The following is a 19,642-nucleotide window of genomic DNA, read 5'->3' on the forward strand; positions in this document are numbered from 1 at the left end:
CCGAAAGCCATTATGGCCATATCGGGTTTTGTCGCACTAATGGCCATGTATAACGTCATTCCAGCCAAAATCTTTTGGCCTTTAATGATTTGTTATGTATTCGGGGTGATGCTGTGGGGGATTTATTTACTCATTGTACGTCGTCGACATGCAGCACAAGGTGAAGCTCTTGCCGATGCCATTGCACATGATACCAATGCGGAATATGGCAAACAAAAAAACAAAGATGAACTTCATTTGATTCAGCAACAAATGAAAGAATCTATTCAGTTGATTCGAAAATCAAAACTGGGAGATAAAAAGGGCAATGCTGCACTCTACGAGTTGCCATGGTATATGGTAATTGGTAATCCTGCTGCGGGTAAAAGTTCGGCCATTTATAACTCAGGTTTAAAATTTCCTTTTGAAGAAACCCATCAAAAATCAGTTTCTGCTGGACTCAGCGGAACGCGTCATTGCGACTGGTTTTTTTCAACAGAAGGCGTGTTATTAGATACTGCAGGGCGTTATTCCGTTTATGCGGAAGATCATTTTGAATGGTTAGGTTTTTTAAATATTTTGAAAAAAAACCGCTCCAAAGCACCAATCAATGGTTTGATTGTGATTGTCAGTATTGCTGAGTTGGTGAGTAACAGTCCAGAAAAGTCGATCAAACTGGCAAAGAATTTACGTGCACGAATTCAAGATCTTACTGAGCGTTTAGAGGTTTTTTCGCCTGTTTATTTGGTCTTCTCTAAAATGGATTTGATTGCAGGTTTTACTGAGTTTTTTGAATGCTATGAAGTCGGTGAATTTGATCAGGTTTGGGGGGCAACACTGCCTTATACAACCGATGGGGCCAATAATGCTGTTGAATTGTTTGAAAAACATTATTCAATTTTATATGACGGTTTAAAAGGCGTCAGTACGACACATCTCAGCCGCCGACATTCGCAGAATATTTCTCCAAGTGTCATGACATTTCCTTTAGAGTTTAAGAGCTTAAAGCCTGCGTTAAAGACATTTATCGGCACACTGTTTGAAGATAACCCTTATCAATTTAAACCTGTTTTCCGTGGCTTTTATTTCACCAGTGCGCTGCAAGAAGGCATTATTGAAAGTCCAATGACCGAGCAAATTGCTCAAGACTTTTTATTGCAAAAAGGTTTAGACAATGAAAATGGCATTCCAACGCGCTCAGTTTCTCAAAACCATGGCTATTTTTTAAAAGGTTTATTTTCTGACATTATTCTCAAAGACAAGAACCTCGTTAAACAACATATTAACCCTAGCCGAAAGCGTCAGCGTTATATTGCCTTTGTTGCCGCTTTATTTGGTGTAGCTATTATTCTAAGTCTATGGGTGTGGTCTTATCGGAATAATCAGCAATTGATTGCAGACGTACAAGCCGATTTAGACAAAGTCGTTTTACTTGAAAAGCAATCGGGTCAAGAGTTGTCTACACAACTGAGTGCACTCTTGATTTTACAGGAACGTATGCAGCAGTTGGACCAATTTGAAGAAGATCGTCCTTTAAAGCTGGGTTTTGGTCTATATCAGGGAGATGAGCTGCAGGAGAAGCTAAAAACAGAATATTTAAAGGGTGTTGAGCAAATCGTCTTGATTCCAACACAACAAAATATTGCCCAATATCTACAGCGGGTGAAAAGCAATGAAGAAAAATTGCGCACAAACCATGCAAATGTAGAGCTGACACCTGTTGCGAAAACCCAGCAATATTTAGAGCCTAATGATGCAAATCCACAAGATGCATACAATGCTTTAAAAGCCTATTTAATGATGGGTAATACTCAATATATGGATGCAAGTCATTTAAGTGATCAAGTCACACGTTTCTGGCGTTCATGGTTGGATAATAATCGTGGTCAAATGCCGCGCGGAGAAATGATCCAAAAGGCAGAGCAAATTTTGTCGTATAGCATGACTTTAGTTGGCGATCCTAAATTTCCAGTACTCAGCTCAGACAGCTTGGTGGTGGATCAAACGCGTCAAGTTCTTCTGTCTGTTATTCGTGGAATGCCTGCACGAGACCGAGTTTATAATGAATTAAAAATGCGTGCGGCTGTCCGTTATCCAGCATTAACCATAAAGCAAATGCTTGGCGATGCCAATCAAAATGCAATCTTAGGCAGTTATGCCTTACCGGGTATGTTTACACATGCTGCATGGTCAGAATATGTTGAACAAGCCATCGATGAAGTTGCAAAACGACCTACGGATACCAAAGACTGGGTACTCAACAGCACACAGTCGGATGACTTATCATTTAGTGGTAGCCCAGATCAAATCCGTAAACAGCTCACAGAACTCTATAAAAAAGAATATATTGCGGAATGGCGGAAATTTTTAGGTGCGATACATTATGCCAAAGCTAAGGATTACGGACAACAGGCGAGCTTTGTCCAAGTTTTAGGCGAGCCTGAAAACTCACCCATTCGTAGTGTTTTTGATCGCGTTGCGAAAGAAACCAGTTGGGACAATCCAGTCGTAATGGCGGAGCTGGCAGCGCCACAAACAGGTTTTGTGGCTTGGTTTAAACGCAAAGTATTAAGACGAGATGAAACTCAGATTGATGCTAAAGTCATGAATCAAGCGCAAGGCCCGATTTCTAAAGAATTCCAAATGTTTTATCAGTTGGTGCGTAAACGTGATGATCAACAAAATAAGTCTTTGCTTGATGAATACATGCAATCTTTAGCTCAAGTTCGAAGTAAATTCAATGACTTGAAAAGCTCAGGTGATATTGGGCCATCTGCGATGAGTTTGGTTAAGTCGACCATTAATGAGCAAAATTCTGTCTTTAATACAACGCAGAAGTTGGTCGATGAAAAAATGTCAGTTGGCCTATCTGAGGTTGATCAGAAACTGCTCCAAAAGCTGTTGATGTCGCCACTGACACAATCATTTGAAAGTTTAATTCTCCCAGCGCAAGATGAGATGAATAAGCTATGGGTTATGCAAGTCTACCAACCTTTCAATACGAACCTGAGTAAAAAATATCCATTTAACTCTTCAGCGACACTGCAAGCAACAAGCAATGAAATTAGCCAGATTCTTGGCGAAAATGGCAGTATTGCGCGTTATGTCAAAGAGTATCTTGATCCACTTGTTATTCGTCGTGGTTATACCTTGACTTCTAAGACGTGGAAAGATTTAGGGATCAGCTTGAATCCACAATTTGTAATGAATTTTCAAAGCTATGTTGCGCCAAGTAATGGGATGGCAACAGGAGCGTTAAATCAAGCTTCGTCTGCACCTGCGGCTACGGCGCAATCCAATTTTCAATTTTACCCAATTGAAAATCCTAAGTTTTTATCCTATACCATTGATATTGATGGACAAAGAATGCTTTATGAAAACGGTATTCAACAATGGGTGAATTTTGTATGGCCAAATGCCGGAGCAATTCCAGGTGCACGTATTACAGCCATTGATTTAGATGGGAAAACGCATACGATTTTTGAGGCACCTGGTGAATATGGTATTAATCGTTTAATTGATGGTGCTGAGCGAACGCAACGTGGCGGAAGCTATGAAATGATTTGGAGAAATCAGCAAAATCCAGAGCTTGCAGTAAAAGTCAATTTCCGTTTAATCAGCGGGGACGCCAATGGTGGAGTAGGCGGGCAGCGCAGTTACAATGGCATGCAACTGGTCGATCAAATTGTCACCAATAAATCCGTACGTGTGGTGGCAGCGCAAACCACACCTTCAGCAACAGCTGCAAGTCCTAAAGCTCCAACACCAGGTATACAGGAGCCTCGTTTATGATTTCTAGAAAGTGGCTAGGTTGTAAGGAGTATTGCGATGGATGAACTGCGGACTTTAGCTTTATATTACGGAAAATGTCCTGCACGTGGTGATTTCTTAAAAACACGCGGTCAGTATGCCTTAATTCAACTAATTGATCAGTGGATTACTGAAGCATTAGAACATGCCATGCAATCAGAGGGATTTAGTCAAGCGTATGAAAAGCTACCTTCATTAGACTTTTTTATTGCCAATCCACAAGAAAATAATTTTCTTGTGGCAAATTTGATTGCCAGTCACGATAGTTCTGGCCGTCAATTTCCAATGGTATTGAGTCATTTATTAGAAGTTGAAAATAGTTTTGATAATATTATTTATGCGCCATATCGCTATAAGCAAACTTTAATCGACTTATTTCAAAAGAATCGTGTGGTACGTTCGATACGTGACCCTAATATCGTGCTCGATAAATTATCTAAATTAAATAATGAGATACAAGTTTTTAATCACAGCGAAGTTTCGGCATTTTATGAACACCATACGATACATTCATTTGCTCAATTACTAAGAATGAGCAGTTACGAGCTTGCACAAAGCATGATTGGACTCGGGTTATTGTTACAGCCCGTCATTCAACATGGTACTAGTCGCTTAACTAAAGTGTTGATTTTACCTATTAATAACTCTAGCTACTGCTATGAAATTGCAGCTTTTTGGGTCAATCTAATTAGTTTTTTTATTCAAAATCAAAATGCTGAGCTTCTGATAGGGATTTTGCATAGCGAAAAACCGGTACTGCTTTTTGGCTTTCAAGGGGCAGATATTATGACTTTAAGTGAAATTTTCACGCAAAAGTTAGATTCAGATCACTGGGTTTCATTGGTTCAAGCCAATTGGATTGATGCATATTTAGAGCAAAATGCAGGTTTGGCAACGCTGGAGCAAGCTTTGTGTGAGCGGCAATTGAGCTTAATACAAGCTGTGAAACTTTTTAAAAAAACTTTTATAGATTAATAAAATATGAAAATAAATCATAGATTTAAGTCGAATAAATGGCTGCTGACTTTAACGTTGGTTTTGAGCGTGAATGTCTGGGCTGAACCGATTATTATTGAAGGTGTTGTTCCAAATGATGCCAGTAAGCAAATCATTTTGAACAAGATGTACAGTGTCTATGGCACTGACCAAGTGATTGATAAAATAAAGGTTAAAGCAGTTAATGCTCCGAATGGTTGGAGTGAATCTGTTGCGAATATGGTGGTTCCAGAGTTAAAAAAAGTTCACCAAGGTAAACTTTCTGTACGTGGTACGCAAATGGAACTTAATGGAAAAATATCGAGTTCAAATGAAATTCAGCCAACAACAAACTTATTCCAAAGTTTAGTAACACCACCGTATCGCTTAAATGCGCAGCTTTCTGTCAATCAGGCTGAGCAGCAAATTGTAGATGAAGCACTTAAAAACAGAATTATAGAATTTGAATCTGGCAGTGCAGTTTTGGCTATGAGTGGAACTCAAATCTTAGATGAAATGGCGGTGGCTCTGAATAAGGTTGGTGGAAAAAAGGTTAAAATTATTGGACACACAGATAGTTCAGGTGACGCTGCAAAGAATCTTGCTTTAAGTAAAGAGCGTGCTGTAGCTGTTAAAAACTATTTGATCAATAAAAGTATTGCAGCTGAACGTTTAAGCGTCGAAGGATTAGGCTCGAACAAACCTGTTGCTGATAATGCGACTGCAGATGGTCGTAAGAAAAACCGTCGAATTGAATTTGACGTAATCTAAGTCATTTATAAAAAGCCACAATTGATGATGTGGCTTTTTATAAATGACTTAGATTACGTATAATGTATATTATGTTAAATAGCATATCTAAGACTGTAGCCTACGCAACCTCAGTTGGTGCTACAGCTCGACATCGTGAATCCCAGTAAAATTATATTCACGATGCCGAGTACGCTAATGAACATAATATACGTTATGCCGAAATCTACGCGCGCAGCCTATCAATGTGATGATCTAACTTGATAAAAAACCGTTTGAGCTGATCTATTTCTCGATCGTTGTCTAATTCTGAATTTTGTAATTGTTCTAGTGCTGTCTCTAGCAGATCGCACATATATGAATAATCTTCTCTGGTTAGAACGCCTATTTTTCTGTCGTAATTAACTGTTTTGAACAAATGTGCATTTCGAATCATAAGTCTTTATCTGCATCTTATTTATGGACTGTGGTTCATGGTAAATCTACTTTTTTTATTTCATGTTTTCCTTAATGATCTGAATCGTGAATTGGAATTATAAAAAATAGTCTGTATCACTTTGAATTTTAGGAGAAATATGCTGCTCAACCCATGTTAACCATGCCCTTGTTTTAGCATCTATAAAATGACGCGATGGCAGTAATGTATAAACACCAATATCAGGTGATCTCCAATCTGCTAAAACACGGCGCAATCGCCCAGTACGTATAGCCTCAATCACAGCAAAAGTTGGAAGTAATGCGATACCCATATCTTGTTGCACCATGTCTAATAATAGTTCTGGTGTGTCAGCAATCAACTGCCCTGTAATATCGATTTGATACGAACAACTATCTTCACTTACAAGATGCCATTGCGGTGTAATCGATGGGTTCACTAATCTTAAACATGCATGTTTTTGTAGATCATCTAGTGATTTGGGTTCGCCATATTTTTCTAAATAAGCTGGTGATGCGCAAAGTAATGAAAATATTGTTCCAATTCTGCGAGCAACAAATCTGGAGTCAGCCAAAGATTCGGTGAGATATAAACTGACATCAATTCCTTTGGCTAAAAGGTCTGGCACATTCTGGGAAGTACGGTACTCAACCGTAAGCTCGGGATAGGTTTGACAAAACTCGGCCAGCATCGGAGACACATAATGATGACCAAAACTGGCCATACTCAAAACACGTAACTTGCCCTGCGGTTTGCTTGCCATTCCCATGGCTTGAGCTTCTGCTTCTTCCACCATTGCAAGCACTTGACGGCATTGCTCTGCATAAGCTGCACCAATATCGGTCAACGCATGCTGTCTGGTCGATCGTTGTAGTAATTTTGTACCTAAACGCCCTTCTAACTCGCTAATGAGTCGAGACACTTGCGCTGTTGTCAGTTCCATCTGCTCTGCGGCAGCGGTAAAGCTTCCACTATCAATGACTTTTAGGAAAGCATGCATTGCATGGAGTAATCCACCCTCAAGATTTTTGCGCATAACGTAAATATGTTTTTCTTAATTACGCATTGTTGCACCAGTCTGGATCACCCACAATGACATTAATGTACATACATTGAACAGTTTCATTGTCTTAAGTTGAACTGATCAATCTTTTTCCAAGTATGTCATTTACTCCAAATATTCAACGGGATGTTGAGAAAAGAAAGTAGCTCGATCTACAAAATTCAAAGGAGATATAAATGAATATAGCGACAAAATTTACCCCAAATAAAATTCCAACCAAGGATGTGTCACTTGAAGATAAATATCTCAGTGATGACGGTACTGCTTATATGACAGGTATTCAGGCTATGGTGCGTTTACCACTCGCGCAAACACGGCGGGATACTTTAAACGGTTATCATACTGCTGGTTTTATTTCAGGTTATCGTGGTTCCCCTGTCGGAAATTACGATAATTTTCTCTGGCAAGTTGAAGGCATACTCAAAGACCATCATGTTGTTTTTCAACCCGGTGTAAATGAAGATCTCGCTGCTACTGCAATTTGGGGTACCCAACAAGCCAATCTCGCAGGGCAAGGTAAATATGATGGTGTAACGTCTTGGTGGTATGGCAAAGGCCCTGGGGTAGATCGTTCTGGAGATGTTCTGCGTCATGCCAATCTTGCAGGAACATCAGAACGAGGTGGTGTGGTTGCCTTCTTTGGTGATGACCACTCTTGTAAATCGTCAAGTATTCCACACCAGTCAGAATACGTGATGATTGGTTGTGGCATTCCAATTTTTTACCCGACTTCAATACAGCAAATTCTTGATTTAGGTGCTCATGCGGTTGCCATGTCACGCTTTGCGGGTGTATGGACATCAATGAAGTTGGTCAGTGAAATCGTCGAAACCTCTGCTTCTGTTCATGTGGATTTAGATCGAGTTACTCCTGTTTTACCCCAAAATATTCAAATGCCTGAAGATGGTGTCAATATACGTTGGCCTGATCACGGCATTCAACAAGAAGAACGTCTTTATAAATATCGCTTACCCGCTGTATTGGCTTATGCACGTGAAAATCAACTAAATCAGGTGACATGGCATTGTCCTGATGCGCGTATTGGCATTGCAGCAAGTGGTAAAGGTTATTTAGATACGATTGAAGCGTTACGTATTCTCGGAATTGAAGGTGAAACGGCCCAACAGCTCGGATTGAGAGTGTATCAAGTTGCTTTAATTTGGCCTTTAGAACCGCAAGGTCTGCGTGAATTTGCCGAAGGTTTAGAAGAACTGATTGTTGTAGAAGAAAAACGCCCGATTCTTGAAGCACAAATTAAAGATGAACTCTATGCGCTTCCAGATGGCAAACGCCCGCGTATCATCGGTAAAGCGAGTGATGGAAAAGGTGAATGGAGTACATCGATTGATGAAGCGCCTTTGATTGGTCACTATGAATTCCAACCTGAACCGATTGCAAAAATGTTGGCTGCTCGATTCTTAAAATTAGATCTTCCAGAAAGCTTAAAAACGCAAATTCAAAATAGACTTGAGCTGTTACAAAAAGCAGAGCACGAGTCACGGCGTGTTTTAGATATTGCAGAACGTAAACCTTTCTTCTGTAGTGGCTGCCCTCACAACTCATCAACTAAGTTACCCGAAGGCAGTCGTGCACTGGGCGGGATCGGTTGTCATTATATTGCCGTGTTACAAGATCATGACACAGAAACGTTCACGCAAATGGGTGGTGAAGGTGTGAGTTGGGCTGGTGCTTCTCATTTCACCAATGAAAAGCATATTTTTGCCAATCTTGGCGATGGAACCTATTTCCATTCAGGTTATCTTGCTATACGCCAAGCGATCGCTGCAAAACTCAATATAACCTACAAAATTCTCTATAACGACGCAGTTGCAATGACAGGTGGACAACATGTCGATGGTCATCTCAGCGTGGCACAATTAACACGACAACTCGATGCTGAAGGAATCACAAAACAAGTCATTGTTACGGATGAACCTGAGCTGATTCATGCTGAAGAAGGTATTGCTGCTCATGTCGAGATTTACCACAGAAATGAATTAGATGATGTCCAACGCAAATTACGTGAGATTTCTGGGGTTACGGCGTTAATTTATGTTCAAACCTGTGCCAGTGAAAAACGTCGTCGTCGTAAACGCAATGCTTATCCTGATATTGCAGAACGCGTTTTTATCAATACTGAAATTTGTGAAGGTTGCGGTGACTGTTCTAAACAATCGAACTGTTTGTCGATCGAACCTGTTGAAACGGTATTAGGAACCAAACGTCAAATTAATCAAAGTAGTTGTAACAAAGACTTCTCTTGTGTCGAAGGCTTCTGTCCAAGTTTTGTGACAGTCCATACTCGTGATATGAAACGTCCAGAAATATTCAAAGGTATCGAAGCTGGCTGGCCAGAAAATCCTATCCTTCCTGAACTAGATCAACAACCTATCCGGATCATGGTCGGCGGTGTTGGCGGTACAGGTGTAGTTACAGCGGGTGCTTTACTTGGAATGGCTGCTCATTTGGAGGGTAAAGCTACACGTATCATGGATATGGCTGGGCTTGCTCAAAAAGGTGGTACGGTTTATTCCTACATACAACTCGCTACAGACGATGATCAAATCTCCGCAACCAAAATCCCTGCGGGTCAATGTGATCTTTTAATTGGTGCAGATGCGATTGTTGCAGGCAGTAATGCGGCACTTTCTCGTCTAAAATCTGACGCTGTTATCATCGTCAATGAAGATGGTTCCCCTACTTCTGATTTCCTTCAATCTCGTGATTGGTATGCGCCAATTACAGATTTGATTCACCGACTTCGTGGTCGAACGACTCAAGGAAAACTCACATCTTTACCTGTAACACGTATTGCCACACAGGTTTTAGGTGATGCAATCTTTGCAAATCAGATCTTACTTGGCATGGCTTGGCAAGCAGGTCAGATACCGCTTAAACGCGAAAGTATTGAAAAGGCAATTCACCTCAACGGTACGGCTACTGAAAAAAACCTTGAAGCTTTCCGTATCGGTTGTCATTTGATGAGTGAGCCTGACTTAGCCAAACGCATTATTGCAACCATACCAACAACGCGTAAACCAACCACGTTGGCCGAACTTGTTGAAGATCGTACAGCGCGTCTGGTCGAGTATTGGAATCAAGATTATGCAACGCAGTATCGAAATCTTGCTGAACAAGCTACCAAAGTATTACCCGAAGAACTCGCTGGAACCATTGCGACACAGCTGTATAGAGTCATGGCGTATAAAGATGAATACGAAGTTGCGCGCTTACTCACAGGAAAAAGCTTTAAACAAACGATTGAAACGCAGTTTGGCAAAGGTCTACGTTTAACCTATCACTTAGCACCACCAGCTTTGGGTGCTCATGGTGTCATACGCAAACGTGCTTTCGGATATTGGATACGCATTCCGATGATGATTCTTGCTCGCCTACAGTGGCTCAGAGAAACTTTTCTTGATCCATTCACTTTACAGCAAGAACGTCAAAAAGAACACGCTTGGCGTGATCGTTATATCGTATTTGTCAAAGCCATCAGTTCTACACCTGAAAGTTATGACTTATCTGTTGCTGAGCAAATCGCTCAATTACCAGCGGATGTACGAGGTTTTGGTCATGTCAAAATGCAAGCGATGGATGTAGCGATACGACGTTGGGATGAGCTTTCTTTGAGTCTTCGTAAATAACATAAATAAAGGAAATAGATTTATATAAGTAGCTGATACAGGATCTTAGGTTGTATCAGCTACTTATCATTTGGCGATGTTTCAAAATGTATGTTGATCGTTTTAACACCGCAAAATTTTGACTAAAAAGTCTTAGATTTGAGCCTACAGTACATCATTAGATAACGTAGACTTTTTTATTACGCATTTTCGTGAACTAATCTGCTTATTGCTCCAGCGAACAGTACACATACCATCATTGTGTAGACATCTAACAATTCTAATATTGTTGAAGGGATTTCTTGCTTATTTTTTTCGAAAGCACCATAAAGATAATATTTCAAAGGTTCAAGATCATCGATCGATATCTTAAAATTTACGCGGTGGCTAATTTTATTTCTTATCTTATTCATAGCCTTAATTGAGGGTATAAGTTCCTTATAAGGCTCAGAAATTTGAAAATTAGATAATAAATTTATTTTTTGAGCAAAGGTCAACTTACAGTCATCCCAACTTAAAGTCTTATATTCAGCTTTTAAATACTCATCAAGATAGTGTTCTATTATTAAATGGCATGACAAAAAATACCCTAATTCCTCATAGTTAATATTATCTAATCGTTGCCATGTTATAGATCCTTCCGAAATATTCCCGACTAAAGGTGGAAGCCCTTTCTCGTTTCTCATTAATTAACCTTATTTGATTTAAGCCGTATAACTTCATTTTATGTTAAATCGAAATATCGTAATCTGAACTGTGCAGCTACGCAAGTCTCGGTGGCAAGGGCTTCTATTACAGATGATATTCTTCTTCAAGAAATTACCCAGCTATTTTTAAATGCAATATACCTAAAGCTAGATGTTATGATTACATCCTGTTTATGATCTAATTCTCATATGAAAAATCCATTTTCTGACAACGCCCAAATTAGTGTAGTTTCTAACTTCTCTAAACTTGTAAATTCGAATTTTCAAGGAGAAATGAATGCTATCTGCTGGCGTAGAGATTTGGTTGGCGATTTTAAAGAAATTGTGGCTAAACTTGAGTTAAAAGAGAATATTACAGAAGTTTCCGTTGAAGATCTTTTAGCTTTACAACTTTCAGAAAAAGGGAATCTCGCAAGGGAAATCATTTTAAAAGATATACAGCTATTAACCGATTTTGGCGCATCCCCTGCACTTAACTTATTGAAATGTTATGAACGTGATGACGAGCTAGATTTTATTTCAACAGATGTATATTCGTTTCATATTGATCGTTCACCCATAGAAACAGATACTTTCTTATGTACCTACCACGGTGCTGTAAGTGATATCGTGCCCAATGCTCAAGTTGAGAAAAAAGTTCTCATTCCCGAAATCAGAGAAAAGCTTAAAAAGCGGCATGATGGCCCAGAAACAGAGTTTGAAACTTTCCTAGAAGAGTACTTTTTCGACCTGCATTATCAACCTAAACCGAATGCAAAACCTGTGAATTTAGGCTTAGGACATCTTTGGCGCTTGGCGGTAGATCATCCGACGCAACAGGTCTTGCCTTGTGTGCATAGAGCGCCTGTCGAAAAAGATGGTGAGTATAGGTTGCTATTGATTTGTTAAATATTTATTCGATATAGAGTCGATGAATTTAATCTATTTATAGACGGTAAAAAAGCACCTTAAATTTTTAAGGTGCTTAACTGAAAAGCATTACTATGCAAGTTCACAGTTATTGATTTTAGTAATCCCAAAAAATGCGTTGGATTTCCTTGGCATCTTTTGTTTTTGTTAAAGCAAGTGCAGCAAGTAATTTAGCTTTTTGCGGGTTAAGATCATGTGCGACCACCCAACCATATTTGTCATCTGGTTGTTCTGCATTTCTAAGAATAAAACCTTGAGGTACGCGAGATGAACGAATAATTTGCACACCTTGTTTTTGTAAGTCAGTTAATGTTGGAACAATATAATTGGCTACCGATCCATTCCCTGTACCTGCATGAATAATAGCTTTTGCCCCTGCTTTAGCATAAGCCGTGTATGCATCCGGCAACATATTGCCTGAACCATAAACAATTTGTACCAGCGGTAAGCTATCACCTTTAATATTTTCAATATTAAATTCTGAGCTCTTATTATGACGTTTTGCTGTATTTCTGAACCAGTAAGGTTTTCCTTCGACTAAGGTCCCGAGTGCACCCCATTGGCTCATAAATGCATTGGTATGGATATTAATTGTTTTTGAAACATCTCGTGCTGCAAAAATGTCGTCATTCATGAGCACAAAAGTTCCTTTACCTTTTGCACTATCGTCGGCAGCAAGTGCAACCGCACTATAAAGGTTCAACGGGCCATCAGCAGAAAGTGCAGTACTTGGACGCATTGACCCGACCAATACAATCGGCTTATCTGAATGAATCACTAAATTTAAAAAGAAAGCTGTTTCTTCTAGTGTGTCTGTTCCATGTGTAATCACGACACCATTCACATCAGACTTTTTAAGTAAGTCATTGACTTGACGTGCAAGGGATAATAATTCTTTATCCGTAATACTTTCTGATGCAACTTGCATGGCCTGCACACCAGTCACATTGGCAAGGTTTTGAATCTGGGGAACCGCATTTAATAATGCATCCACAGGAACTTTTGCCGCAGTATAGGTTGCACTATTGGTAGAGCTTGCTCCAGCACCTGCAATCGTTCCACCAGTAGCGACAACAACGACATTATTTTTGGCAAATGCTGCACATGGGAGTAATAGGCTTAAACTTAATGTCAAAGCTGAAATCGTTTTTTTCATAGGTCATCCTTTTTGAGTCATTTTATTCTTAGCATTTTTCATACCATAGTAAAATTACTGGAAAAAGATAGGATTGTATAGGTGTAGAAATTGTATTTTTTGTCCATCACATTTCTTAAATACGATTAATCATGGTGCATCTCTTGTAGTTTTGAGATGAGTCCTATTTACCCAATACAGAACAGTTGCAAGAAAATATTCAAAATACGGTACGACTATTTTTAAATGGTTATCGCACTTTTTAGCAAGTTGTTATTTTATTTAGGATGAAAGCAATATGCAGTCCCTCCAAGAATGAAAAACTGCACCGTATTATTTAGGCGGTGGCTATTTATTACCACGTTATTTCATGACCTTGAAAGTCGACAAACTGTTGTTCATTTTTACCAATAAAATCTTCAACCACACGTACAATGCCCGTTGTGCTTTCTTTTACGTTGATGGGTGCATGGCTTCCGCCCATTTCAGTTTGCACCCAGCCTGGATGTAAGTTCAGCACGCCTATTTGGGCAGGAATTGCCTCATTTATCGCAAAGCCCCGTGTGATACTATTGAGAGCAGCCTTGCTTGCGCGATACAGCTCCATACTTCCATCATCGTTTAAAGCAACGCTTCCCATGCGAGAACTCATAAATGCAATGACACTCTTTTCTTTCATCAAAGGAAGAAGTGTTCTCGCAATCGTCACGGGTGCAATGCTATTTACCCAAAACAGATTGGCAATCTCATTGGGCGTGCACTGCTCAACGCGTTGATGTTTTGGCCCAAGAATGCCCGCGGAAACCAACAGTAGGTCGATGGATTTTTCATGATATTTACTGAGTAAACGGTCTGCCGTTTGTACATAGCTTAAATCTAATTCGGTTAATTCAAGTCGGTCGGGATACTCAGAAAGCAGTTGATTTAAGCCTGTAGAGACTTGGTCTATGTCTCGGATGGTCGCGATAACCTGCCAGTGCTGATTAAGCAGCTCACGAACCAGACCTAGGCCAATCCCTCTAGAAGCTCCAACCACGATTGCCCGTTTATTCTTATCAGACATAAAATGTTCCTCTATCACGATAATTCAAGGTGTTAAAAACGCTTGAGCTCAAACCTTCAAAGTTTGCTTTGGGATATTGATTCACAAGCTTAAGAATTCGCTTTGATCATAGTGCAGTAAGAATTTTTTATACAAACCTATTTCTGTAGACTTATTCAACCTTCATCATTCATTCAATGAATAAGCCCACAACTAACACATGAGTCTTACCAGCAATAGGTTTTCCTACGACCCAAAATTGGAGAATTTAGAAAACCTAAAACCTAGCGATTTCTGTCTAGAAGTTCACAGTCCATGAAAATTGTGCTGTACGTGGTGTACCCAGAAATAAATAGTCATCCCCGAAAAAGCTTCCTGCATCTCGCCAATATTTTTTATTGAACAGGTTGTCCACATTCAGGCGAAGCATATTGTCATAACCATAAGCACGGAAGTTATAAGCTGCACCCGCATCGAATACGGTATAGCCTGAAACTTTAACCGTACCCGTTTTGTTGGCGTATTTACTGCTGCTGTATTGCATACCTGCGAGTAAACGTAAACCTTCTACTTGAGGCATTTGATAAGACACATGACTGGCAAAACGAACTGTCGGTACGTTTTGAGTTTGATGCCCTTTATAAGCATCGACCTGTATATCTTCCAAACGTGAACGGGTCAGTGCCAAAGTCGATGTCATATCCAGATTTTCAGCAACACGACCTTGCAAGCCCAATTCCAAACCTAGATTATGCTGTTCACCATCGGTGACATAGTAATTGTCTAAGTTGGTATATTGATGGTCTTGTGTTAAGTCAAACAAAGCGGCAGTAAATAGTAGCTCTTGCCATTGCTGTTTAAGACCTAATTCATATTGAGTTGAACGTCTTGGTGCTAAAGTTTCAAAGGCATTTCCTACGATACCTTTATCCTCATTACCATAGGCAGACCACGGCGCTTGACTGCCGTCACTTATCCCTTTGGCATAAGAAGCATACAGATGAGTGTTCTGCCAAGGCTGATACATCAACGCGAGCTGTGGCAAGAAGCGATTGAAGTCGGTGTCACGAATACTGTTGCCATCCGCAGCATAGGCACTTTCATTTAAATGCAAAAGCTTACCGCCCAGCAAAACTGACCATGCATCATTAAATTCGATTTGATCCAACAGGTTGAGGGCTGTTTGTTGACTATCTAACGATTTGTAATGATTACCTAAGGCTTTGTCCGTAGGCGTATATGTAATAGGATCATTATAAATATTTCCTGAACCTATCCATTCATTGATTGCATCATACTGAGTATGGCGTTTGTAGGCATGTGACAACTCTAAACTCAGGTTATGTTGCCATGCTCCAGTGTTGAATTTTCCGTTTAAGCCCGTTTTAAATTGATTGGTTAGATAACTATCATCTGGGCTGCGGAAATCATAAATATCGTAGTTACCATCAGTGTCAAAGGTGTAGGCAAAGGCTGAGTAATCATCTACGACCACACGACTTTGTGAAACAGACAGATTGCCGTTCCATTTATCATTGATTTGATAACTATATTTCAGACTCGTATTTAGACTTTCATTGGTGATTGGTTTGCTCCAGCTTTGATAACCCAGCAAACGATCCCATTCCACTCCTGTCGGTACAGTTTCACCACCAAGTAGCTGATAACCTGGTACTGAACGTTGTTTTTGACGCTGTGATTCAAGATCAAATTCAAGTTTTGAACGATCTGAAATTTTCCAGTCTAAAGCCAAGGAGCCAAACAAACGTTTTCCATCGGCATGTTCAACATACGGGTGAATGTCTTCATAAGCTGCATTCACGCGATAACCAAATTGTTGATTGTCTCCAAGCCATCCACCAAGGTCGGTTGCCACACGGCTACCGCCATGACTGTCTGCTTCGATGGTTAAAGATTGGACATCTTTGGGGCGTTTACTCACATAGTTCACTACACCGCCTGGCGTGGACATACCACTTTGAATCGCACTCATGCCTTTTAGGATTTCAACTTGTTCTTTATTTTCAAGCGCCACGTTTTGCTCACCGCGTAGCAAATTACCGTTCAGTAAATAACTTGATCCCGCATTTAAGCTAAATCCACGCATCACAAAGTTTGCATAGTAACCAATAGGTGCATAGCCATCCCCAACAGACGCATCGTTCTTTACCACATCGCTCAGTGTTTTCGCATGTTGATCTGCGATCAGTTCAGCAGTAACGGTGTGAATAGATGCAGGAATTGCTGCAAGGTTTTGCTGACTAAAGCCAGACAAATTAACTTTGGGTTGATAATAAGCCAGTTGTTCAGTCTGAGCAGTAGTTGTAATGGTTGCGAGTTGCTCTACATCACTCTCTTCTGCCGCATGTACCCATACCGAGTTCAGCCCTAGACATGAAAATGAACCAACCGCCAATAATGCTTTTTGTAAACGAGAAAATGGATACGTTTTCACTGTCGTTGCTAACCCCAAAAGATAAATTTACAGCCTGAATTTTGCGGCATGAGTATTCACAATTTTCTTAAAATGAACAAGCACATTATTCAACATATCTCAGCTTTTTTTTAAAATTATCTGGCAATAGCTTTGAGTGTGTAGATTTTGAAATTGAGTTTAACTATCTGATTTTAAATTATAACGTTGATCTGCGTTCAATATCTTCAGCCGTATTTGATACAGCATATGGTAGATGGGAATTTATCTGAATTGAAACAGTGTATTGTGGATTGGAACCTAAAAGCTTAGGTTGATTTATTTCATTTTTTTAAGATATTTTTTAATTTTAGAGTGATTTTTTAACTATAAATCCATTAAAATGTTATAACATAACAATACAAGTCTAAACTACTCTCCTTCATGATGAATAAATTCTCTCTTTTTTCCTCAAGCATATATTTAAGCCTGCTGAGTTCTTTCACTTGGGCCGAAACTTCAACAGAAGTACTCCAGACCATCCAATTACAAGCCGAAACTGAGGGTGAAAACCTTCAACAAAGCACAGCAATGACTAAGTTTTCACATGACATTTTAGACGTGCCATTTAGTCGAAGTGTGTTATCCAAAGCTTTAATTCAACAACAAGATGTGCAACGTATTGACGATGCATTAACACAAGTGAGCGGGGTCTATAATCAAACCAATTATGGTGGCGGCTTTTGGGATAACTTTTCATTTAGAGGTTTTAGTACAGACCCCAATATTGGGGCACAAATCATCAGAAATGGTCTAAGTGTCAACCGTGGACTCAGCGCTCCGCGAGATATGGTGAATATTGAATCCCTCGACTTTTTAAAAGGCCCAATGGCTGCGCTCTATGGCCGCGGGGAAGCTGGCGGTCTACTGAATATCAACACTAAAAAGCCTGAATGGGAAAGTTCTTCAGAAGTGAATTTACGCGCCAATAGTTTAGAAAAATACCGTGCTAGTTTTGAACATACTGCCCCAATCAGTGATCGTGTGGCTTATCGTATTGCGGTCGCACATGAAGATAATCAAAGTTTTCGTGATCATGTGCAGAGTGAGCGTTGGTTTTTCTCCCCCCAACTCACATGGAAAATTTCAGATTCAACCCAATTAGATTTTGACAGCGAATTTACCCGACAAGATGGAACCTTCGACCGTGGTGTAAGTAGTTATCAAAAACAATTCGTGATGGACCCTAAAACATTTACAGGCGAACCTGATGATGGTGATCATATTCAAAAAGATCATTTCTATCAGCTTCGACTTGCACATCAGTTTAATGATGACTGGAAAATGAATAATGCTCTTAGTGTGAAAGATACTCAGCTCAAAGGCTTTTCCAGTGAACCTCGTCGTATTCAAAGTGATGGACGTACATTAGAGCGCCAGCGTCGCTACCGTGACAATAAAAGTGATGACATTCTCTTTCAAACTGAACTACTGGGGACGATCCAACAAGACTGGGCCCGTCATGAAGTACTTTTGAGCACTGAACTTGGGCAGATGAAGTACCGTCAATTACAACTGCGTCGAAACCACAGCAGTAGCGTGCCAAATAGCATTGATATCTATACTCCTATTTATGGACAATACTTACCCGAGCTTCCACTTTTCATTAATACCGAAGAACAGCAACGCTATTTTGCACTGAATATACAAGATCAAATTTTCCTTAATGATCAATGGAGTGTGCTATTTGGAGCACGCTTTGATCACGTCACCCAAGACTTTCAAAATAAACTTGCAGGTACATCCAGTAAAAAGGATTTACAACAAACCAGTCCACGTTTGGGTTTAAACTACCGACTGAATGATCGTTGGTCATGGTATGCCAACTATGGAGAATCCTTTGCACTCAACAGTGGCATGGACCGAAACGGCGATGTGTTTAACCCTGAAAAAGGCAAAAGCTATGAGATTGGTGGGAAATATCGGATTACCCCACAGAGTTTGCTGAGCTTAGCCCTCTTTAAAATGGATAAAGAGAATGTCTTAACCACAGATCCAGCAGATAGTAACTATCAAATTACCGCTGGAGAAGTCTCAAGTAAGGGACTAGAGTTCGATCTAGAGACACAGCTCAATGATCAATTTTCTATACGTGCCAACTATAGCTACACAGACGCTCAAGTGGAAAAAGACCAAAGTCTTGCTAAGGGTTCACGACTTAGCAATGTTCCGAAGCACAGCGGCTCTATCAGTAGCAACTATGAATGGACCCTTGCCAATGCGGACAAAGTTGGACTCGGTGCAACAGCAATCTATGTGGGCAAACGTAGTGGACACAGTACAGATAACGGCTTCAGCTTTCCTGAGTACACTTTGTTGAATCTAAACGCTTATTATGCGCCAACAGATCAGCTACGCTACCAGTTCAATGTGCACAATCTCTTAGACGAAACGTACTATGTTGCAAGCTATAGTGATATGTGGATTCAACCCGGAGATCCTTTAAATGCATCTGTCTCGGTGCAATGGAAGTTTTAAAGTTTAAAAAACCAGACTTGTCTCGTAGGAGTTGAGTCTGGTGTTAGAAAAATAAGATTCTGATTAGTTTCTGAAGTATTAGCTGCCTTAGTTTTCTTTAGCGTTACTATGTACTTACTTCAAAAAGTATTCCCAAATGATAAATCCAAGAAAAAATCCAAGAAACGAATATAAAGTAATGATAAAGAATACAAACCAAGCTCTATTTTTCTTCAGTAAAAAGTTCATTTTCAATACCTCAACGCTCTATCTATATTCA

General features: G+C 39.9%; 12 protein-coding genes. 6 read left to right on the top strand and 6 right to left on the bottom strand.

The window, feature by feature from the left end; genetic code table 11:
- The first annotated feature begins 12 nt into the window (after positions 1–12).
- From tssM to ACSC9N_RS08095, 3 genes are read left to right on the top strand one after another with little or no spacing between them, the layout of a single operon-like run.
- Positions 13–3,771, top strand: coding sequence for a type VI secretion system membrane subunit TssM (gene tssM, locus ACSC9N_RS08085; protein ID WP_171293180.1), 3,759 nt, complete (start codon positions 13–15; stop codon positions 3,769–3,771).
- A gap of 36 nt (positions 3,772–3,807) precedes the next feature.
- Positions 3,808–4,764: a type VI secretion system-associated protein TagF gene (gene tagF, locus ACSC9N_RS08090; RefSeq protein ID WP_010326718.1), complete on the top strand. Its 957-nt coding sequence runs from the start codon at positions 3,808–3,810 to the stop codon at positions 4,762–4,764.
- A 6-nt stretch (positions 4,765–4,770) separates the two neighbouring features.
- Entirely contained in the window at positions 4,771–5,535 is a 765-nt protein-coding gene (locus tag ACSC9N_RS08095; protein ID WP_010326717.1) for an OmpA family protein, read from the top strand.
- Between the two features lie 512 nt (positions 5,536–6,047).
- Here ACSC9N_RS08095 and ACSC9N_RS08100 read toward each other — a convergent pair.
- The gene (locus ACSC9N_RS08100; protein WP_010326697.1) at positions 6,048–6,986 is read right to left on the bottom strand and encodes a LysR family transcriptional regulator; all 939 of its coding nucleotides are present in this window, start codon (positions 6,984–6,986) and stop codon (positions 6,048–6,050) included.
- 203 nt (positions 6,987–7,189) lie between these two features.
- Here ACSC9N_RS08100 and ACSC9N_RS08105 point away from each other — a divergent pair, with 203 nt between their 5' ends.
- Positions 7,190–10,660: an indolepyruvate ferredoxin oxidoreductase family protein gene (locus tag ACSC9N_RS08105; protein WP_010326696.1), complete on the top strand. Its 3,471-nt coding sequence runs from the start codon at positions 7,190–7,192 to the stop codon at positions 10,658–10,660.
- Positions 10,661–10,839: 179 nt separating this feature from the next.
- On the opposite strand, the gene ACSC9N_RS08110 is transcribed toward ACSC9N_RS08105, so the two are convergent.
- Complete coding sequence (locus ACSC9N_RS08110; protein WP_010326695.1) at positions 10,840–11,325, bottom strand: hypothetical protein; 486 nt, start codon at positions 11,323–11,325, stop codon at positions 10,840–10,842.
- Between the two features lie 210 nt (positions 11,326–11,535).
- Here ACSC9N_RS08110 and ACSC9N_RS08115 point away from each other — a divergent pair, with 210 nt between their 5' ends.
- A complete protein-coding gene (locus tag ACSC9N_RS08115) occupies positions 11,536–12,234 on the top strand; it encodes a DUF1826 domain-containing protein (RefSeq protein WP_010326694.1) in 699 nt (232 codons plus the stop codon).
- Between the two features lie 118 nt (positions 12,235–12,352).
- Here the strand turns inward: ACSC9N_RS08115 and ACSC9N_RS08120 are convergent, their stop codons facing one another.
- The 3 genes from ACSC9N_RS08120 to ACSC9N_RS08130 all read right to left on the bottom strand — a co-directional run bounded on the left by ACSC9N_RS08120 (position 12,353) and on the right by ACSC9N_RS08130 (position 16,887).
- Positions 12,353–13,411 (bottom strand): asparaginase, encoded by a 1,059-nt coding sequence (locus ACSC9N_RS08120; protein ID WP_010326693.1) that lies wholly within the window; start codon positions 13,409–13,411, stop codon positions 12,353–12,355.
- A 334-nt stretch (positions 13,412–13,745) separates the two neighbouring features.
- Entirely contained in the window at positions 13,746–14,453 is a 708-nt protein-coding gene (locus ACSC9N_RS08125) for an SDR family oxidoreductase (protein WP_010326692.1), read from the bottom strand.
- Positions 14,454–14,730: 277 nt separating this feature from the next.
- Entirely contained in the window at positions 14,731–16,887 is a 2,157-nt protein-coding gene (locus ACSC9N_RS08130; protein WP_010326691.1) for a TonB-dependent siderophore receptor, read from the bottom strand.
- Between the two features lie 402 nt (positions 16,888–17,289).
- Between ACSC9N_RS08130 and ACSC9N_RS08135 the strand changes: the two genes are divergently transcribed.
- Positions 17,290–19,383, top strand: coding sequence for a TonB-dependent siderophore receptor (locus ACSC9N_RS08135; RefSeq protein WP_010326690.1), 2,094 nt, complete (start codon positions 17,290–17,292; stop codon positions 19,381–19,383).
- Between the two features lie 114 nt (positions 19,384–19,497).
- Here the strand turns inward: ACSC9N_RS08135 and ACSC9N_RS08140 are convergent, their stop codons facing one another.
- Positions 19,498–19,611 (bottom strand): hypothetical protein, encoded by a 114-nt coding sequence (locus ACSC9N_RS08140; protein ID WP_010326689.1) that lies wholly within the window; start codon positions 19,609–19,611, stop codon positions 19,498–19,500.
- Positions 19,612–19,642: the final 31 nt, after the last annotated feature.

This window comes from Acinetobacter sp. PC34 (assembly GCF_051789135.1).
Lineage (GTDB): Bacteria > Pseudomonadota > Gammaproteobacteria > Pseudomonadales > Moraxellaceae > Acinetobacter > Acinetobacter johnsonii.

Coding starts and splice junctions, on each gene's coding strand:
- ACSC9N_RS08120 (WP_010326693.1), bottom strand. CDS start 13,411: ATGAAAAAAACGATTTCAGCTTTGACATTAAGTTTAAGCCTATTACTC.
- ACSC9N_RS08140 (WP_010326689.1), bottom strand. CDS start 19,611: ATGAACTTTTTACTGAAGAAAAATAGAGCTTGGTTTGTATTCTTTATC.
- ACSC9N_RS08110 (WP_010326695.1), bottom strand. CDS start 11,325: ATGAGAAACGAGAAAGGGCTTCCACCTTTAGTCGGGAATATTTCGGAA.
- ACSC9N_RS08115 (WP_010326694.1), top strand. CDS start 11,536: ATGAAAAATCCATTTTCTGACAACGCCCAAATTAGTGTAGTTTCTAAC.
- tssM (WP_171293180.1), top strand. CDS start 13: ATGGCCATATCGGGTTTTGTCGCACTAATGGCCATGTATAACGTCATT.
- ACSC9N_RS08105 (WP_010326696.1), top strand. CDS start 7,190: ATGAATATAGCGACAAAATTTACCCCAAATAAAATTCCAACCAAGGAT.
- ACSC9N_RS08135 (WP_010326690.1), top strand. CDS start 17,290: ATGATGAATAAATTCTCTCTTTTTTCCTCAAGCATATATTTAAGCCTG.
- tagF (WP_010326718.1), top strand. CDS start 3,808: ATGGATGAACTGCGGACTTTAGCTTTATATTACGGAAAATGTCCTGCA.
- ACSC9N_RS08125 (WP_010326692.1), bottom strand. CDS start 14,453: ATGTCTGATAAGAATAAACGGGCAATCGTGGTTGGAGCTTCTAGAGGG.
- ACSC9N_RS08100 (WP_010326697.1), bottom strand. CDS start 6,986: ATGCGCAAAAATCTTGAGGGTGGATTACTCCATGCAATGCATGCTTTC.
- ACSC9N_RS08095 (WP_010326717.1), top strand. CDS start 4,771: ATGAAAATAAATCATAGATTTAAGTCGAATAAATGGCTGCTGACTTTA.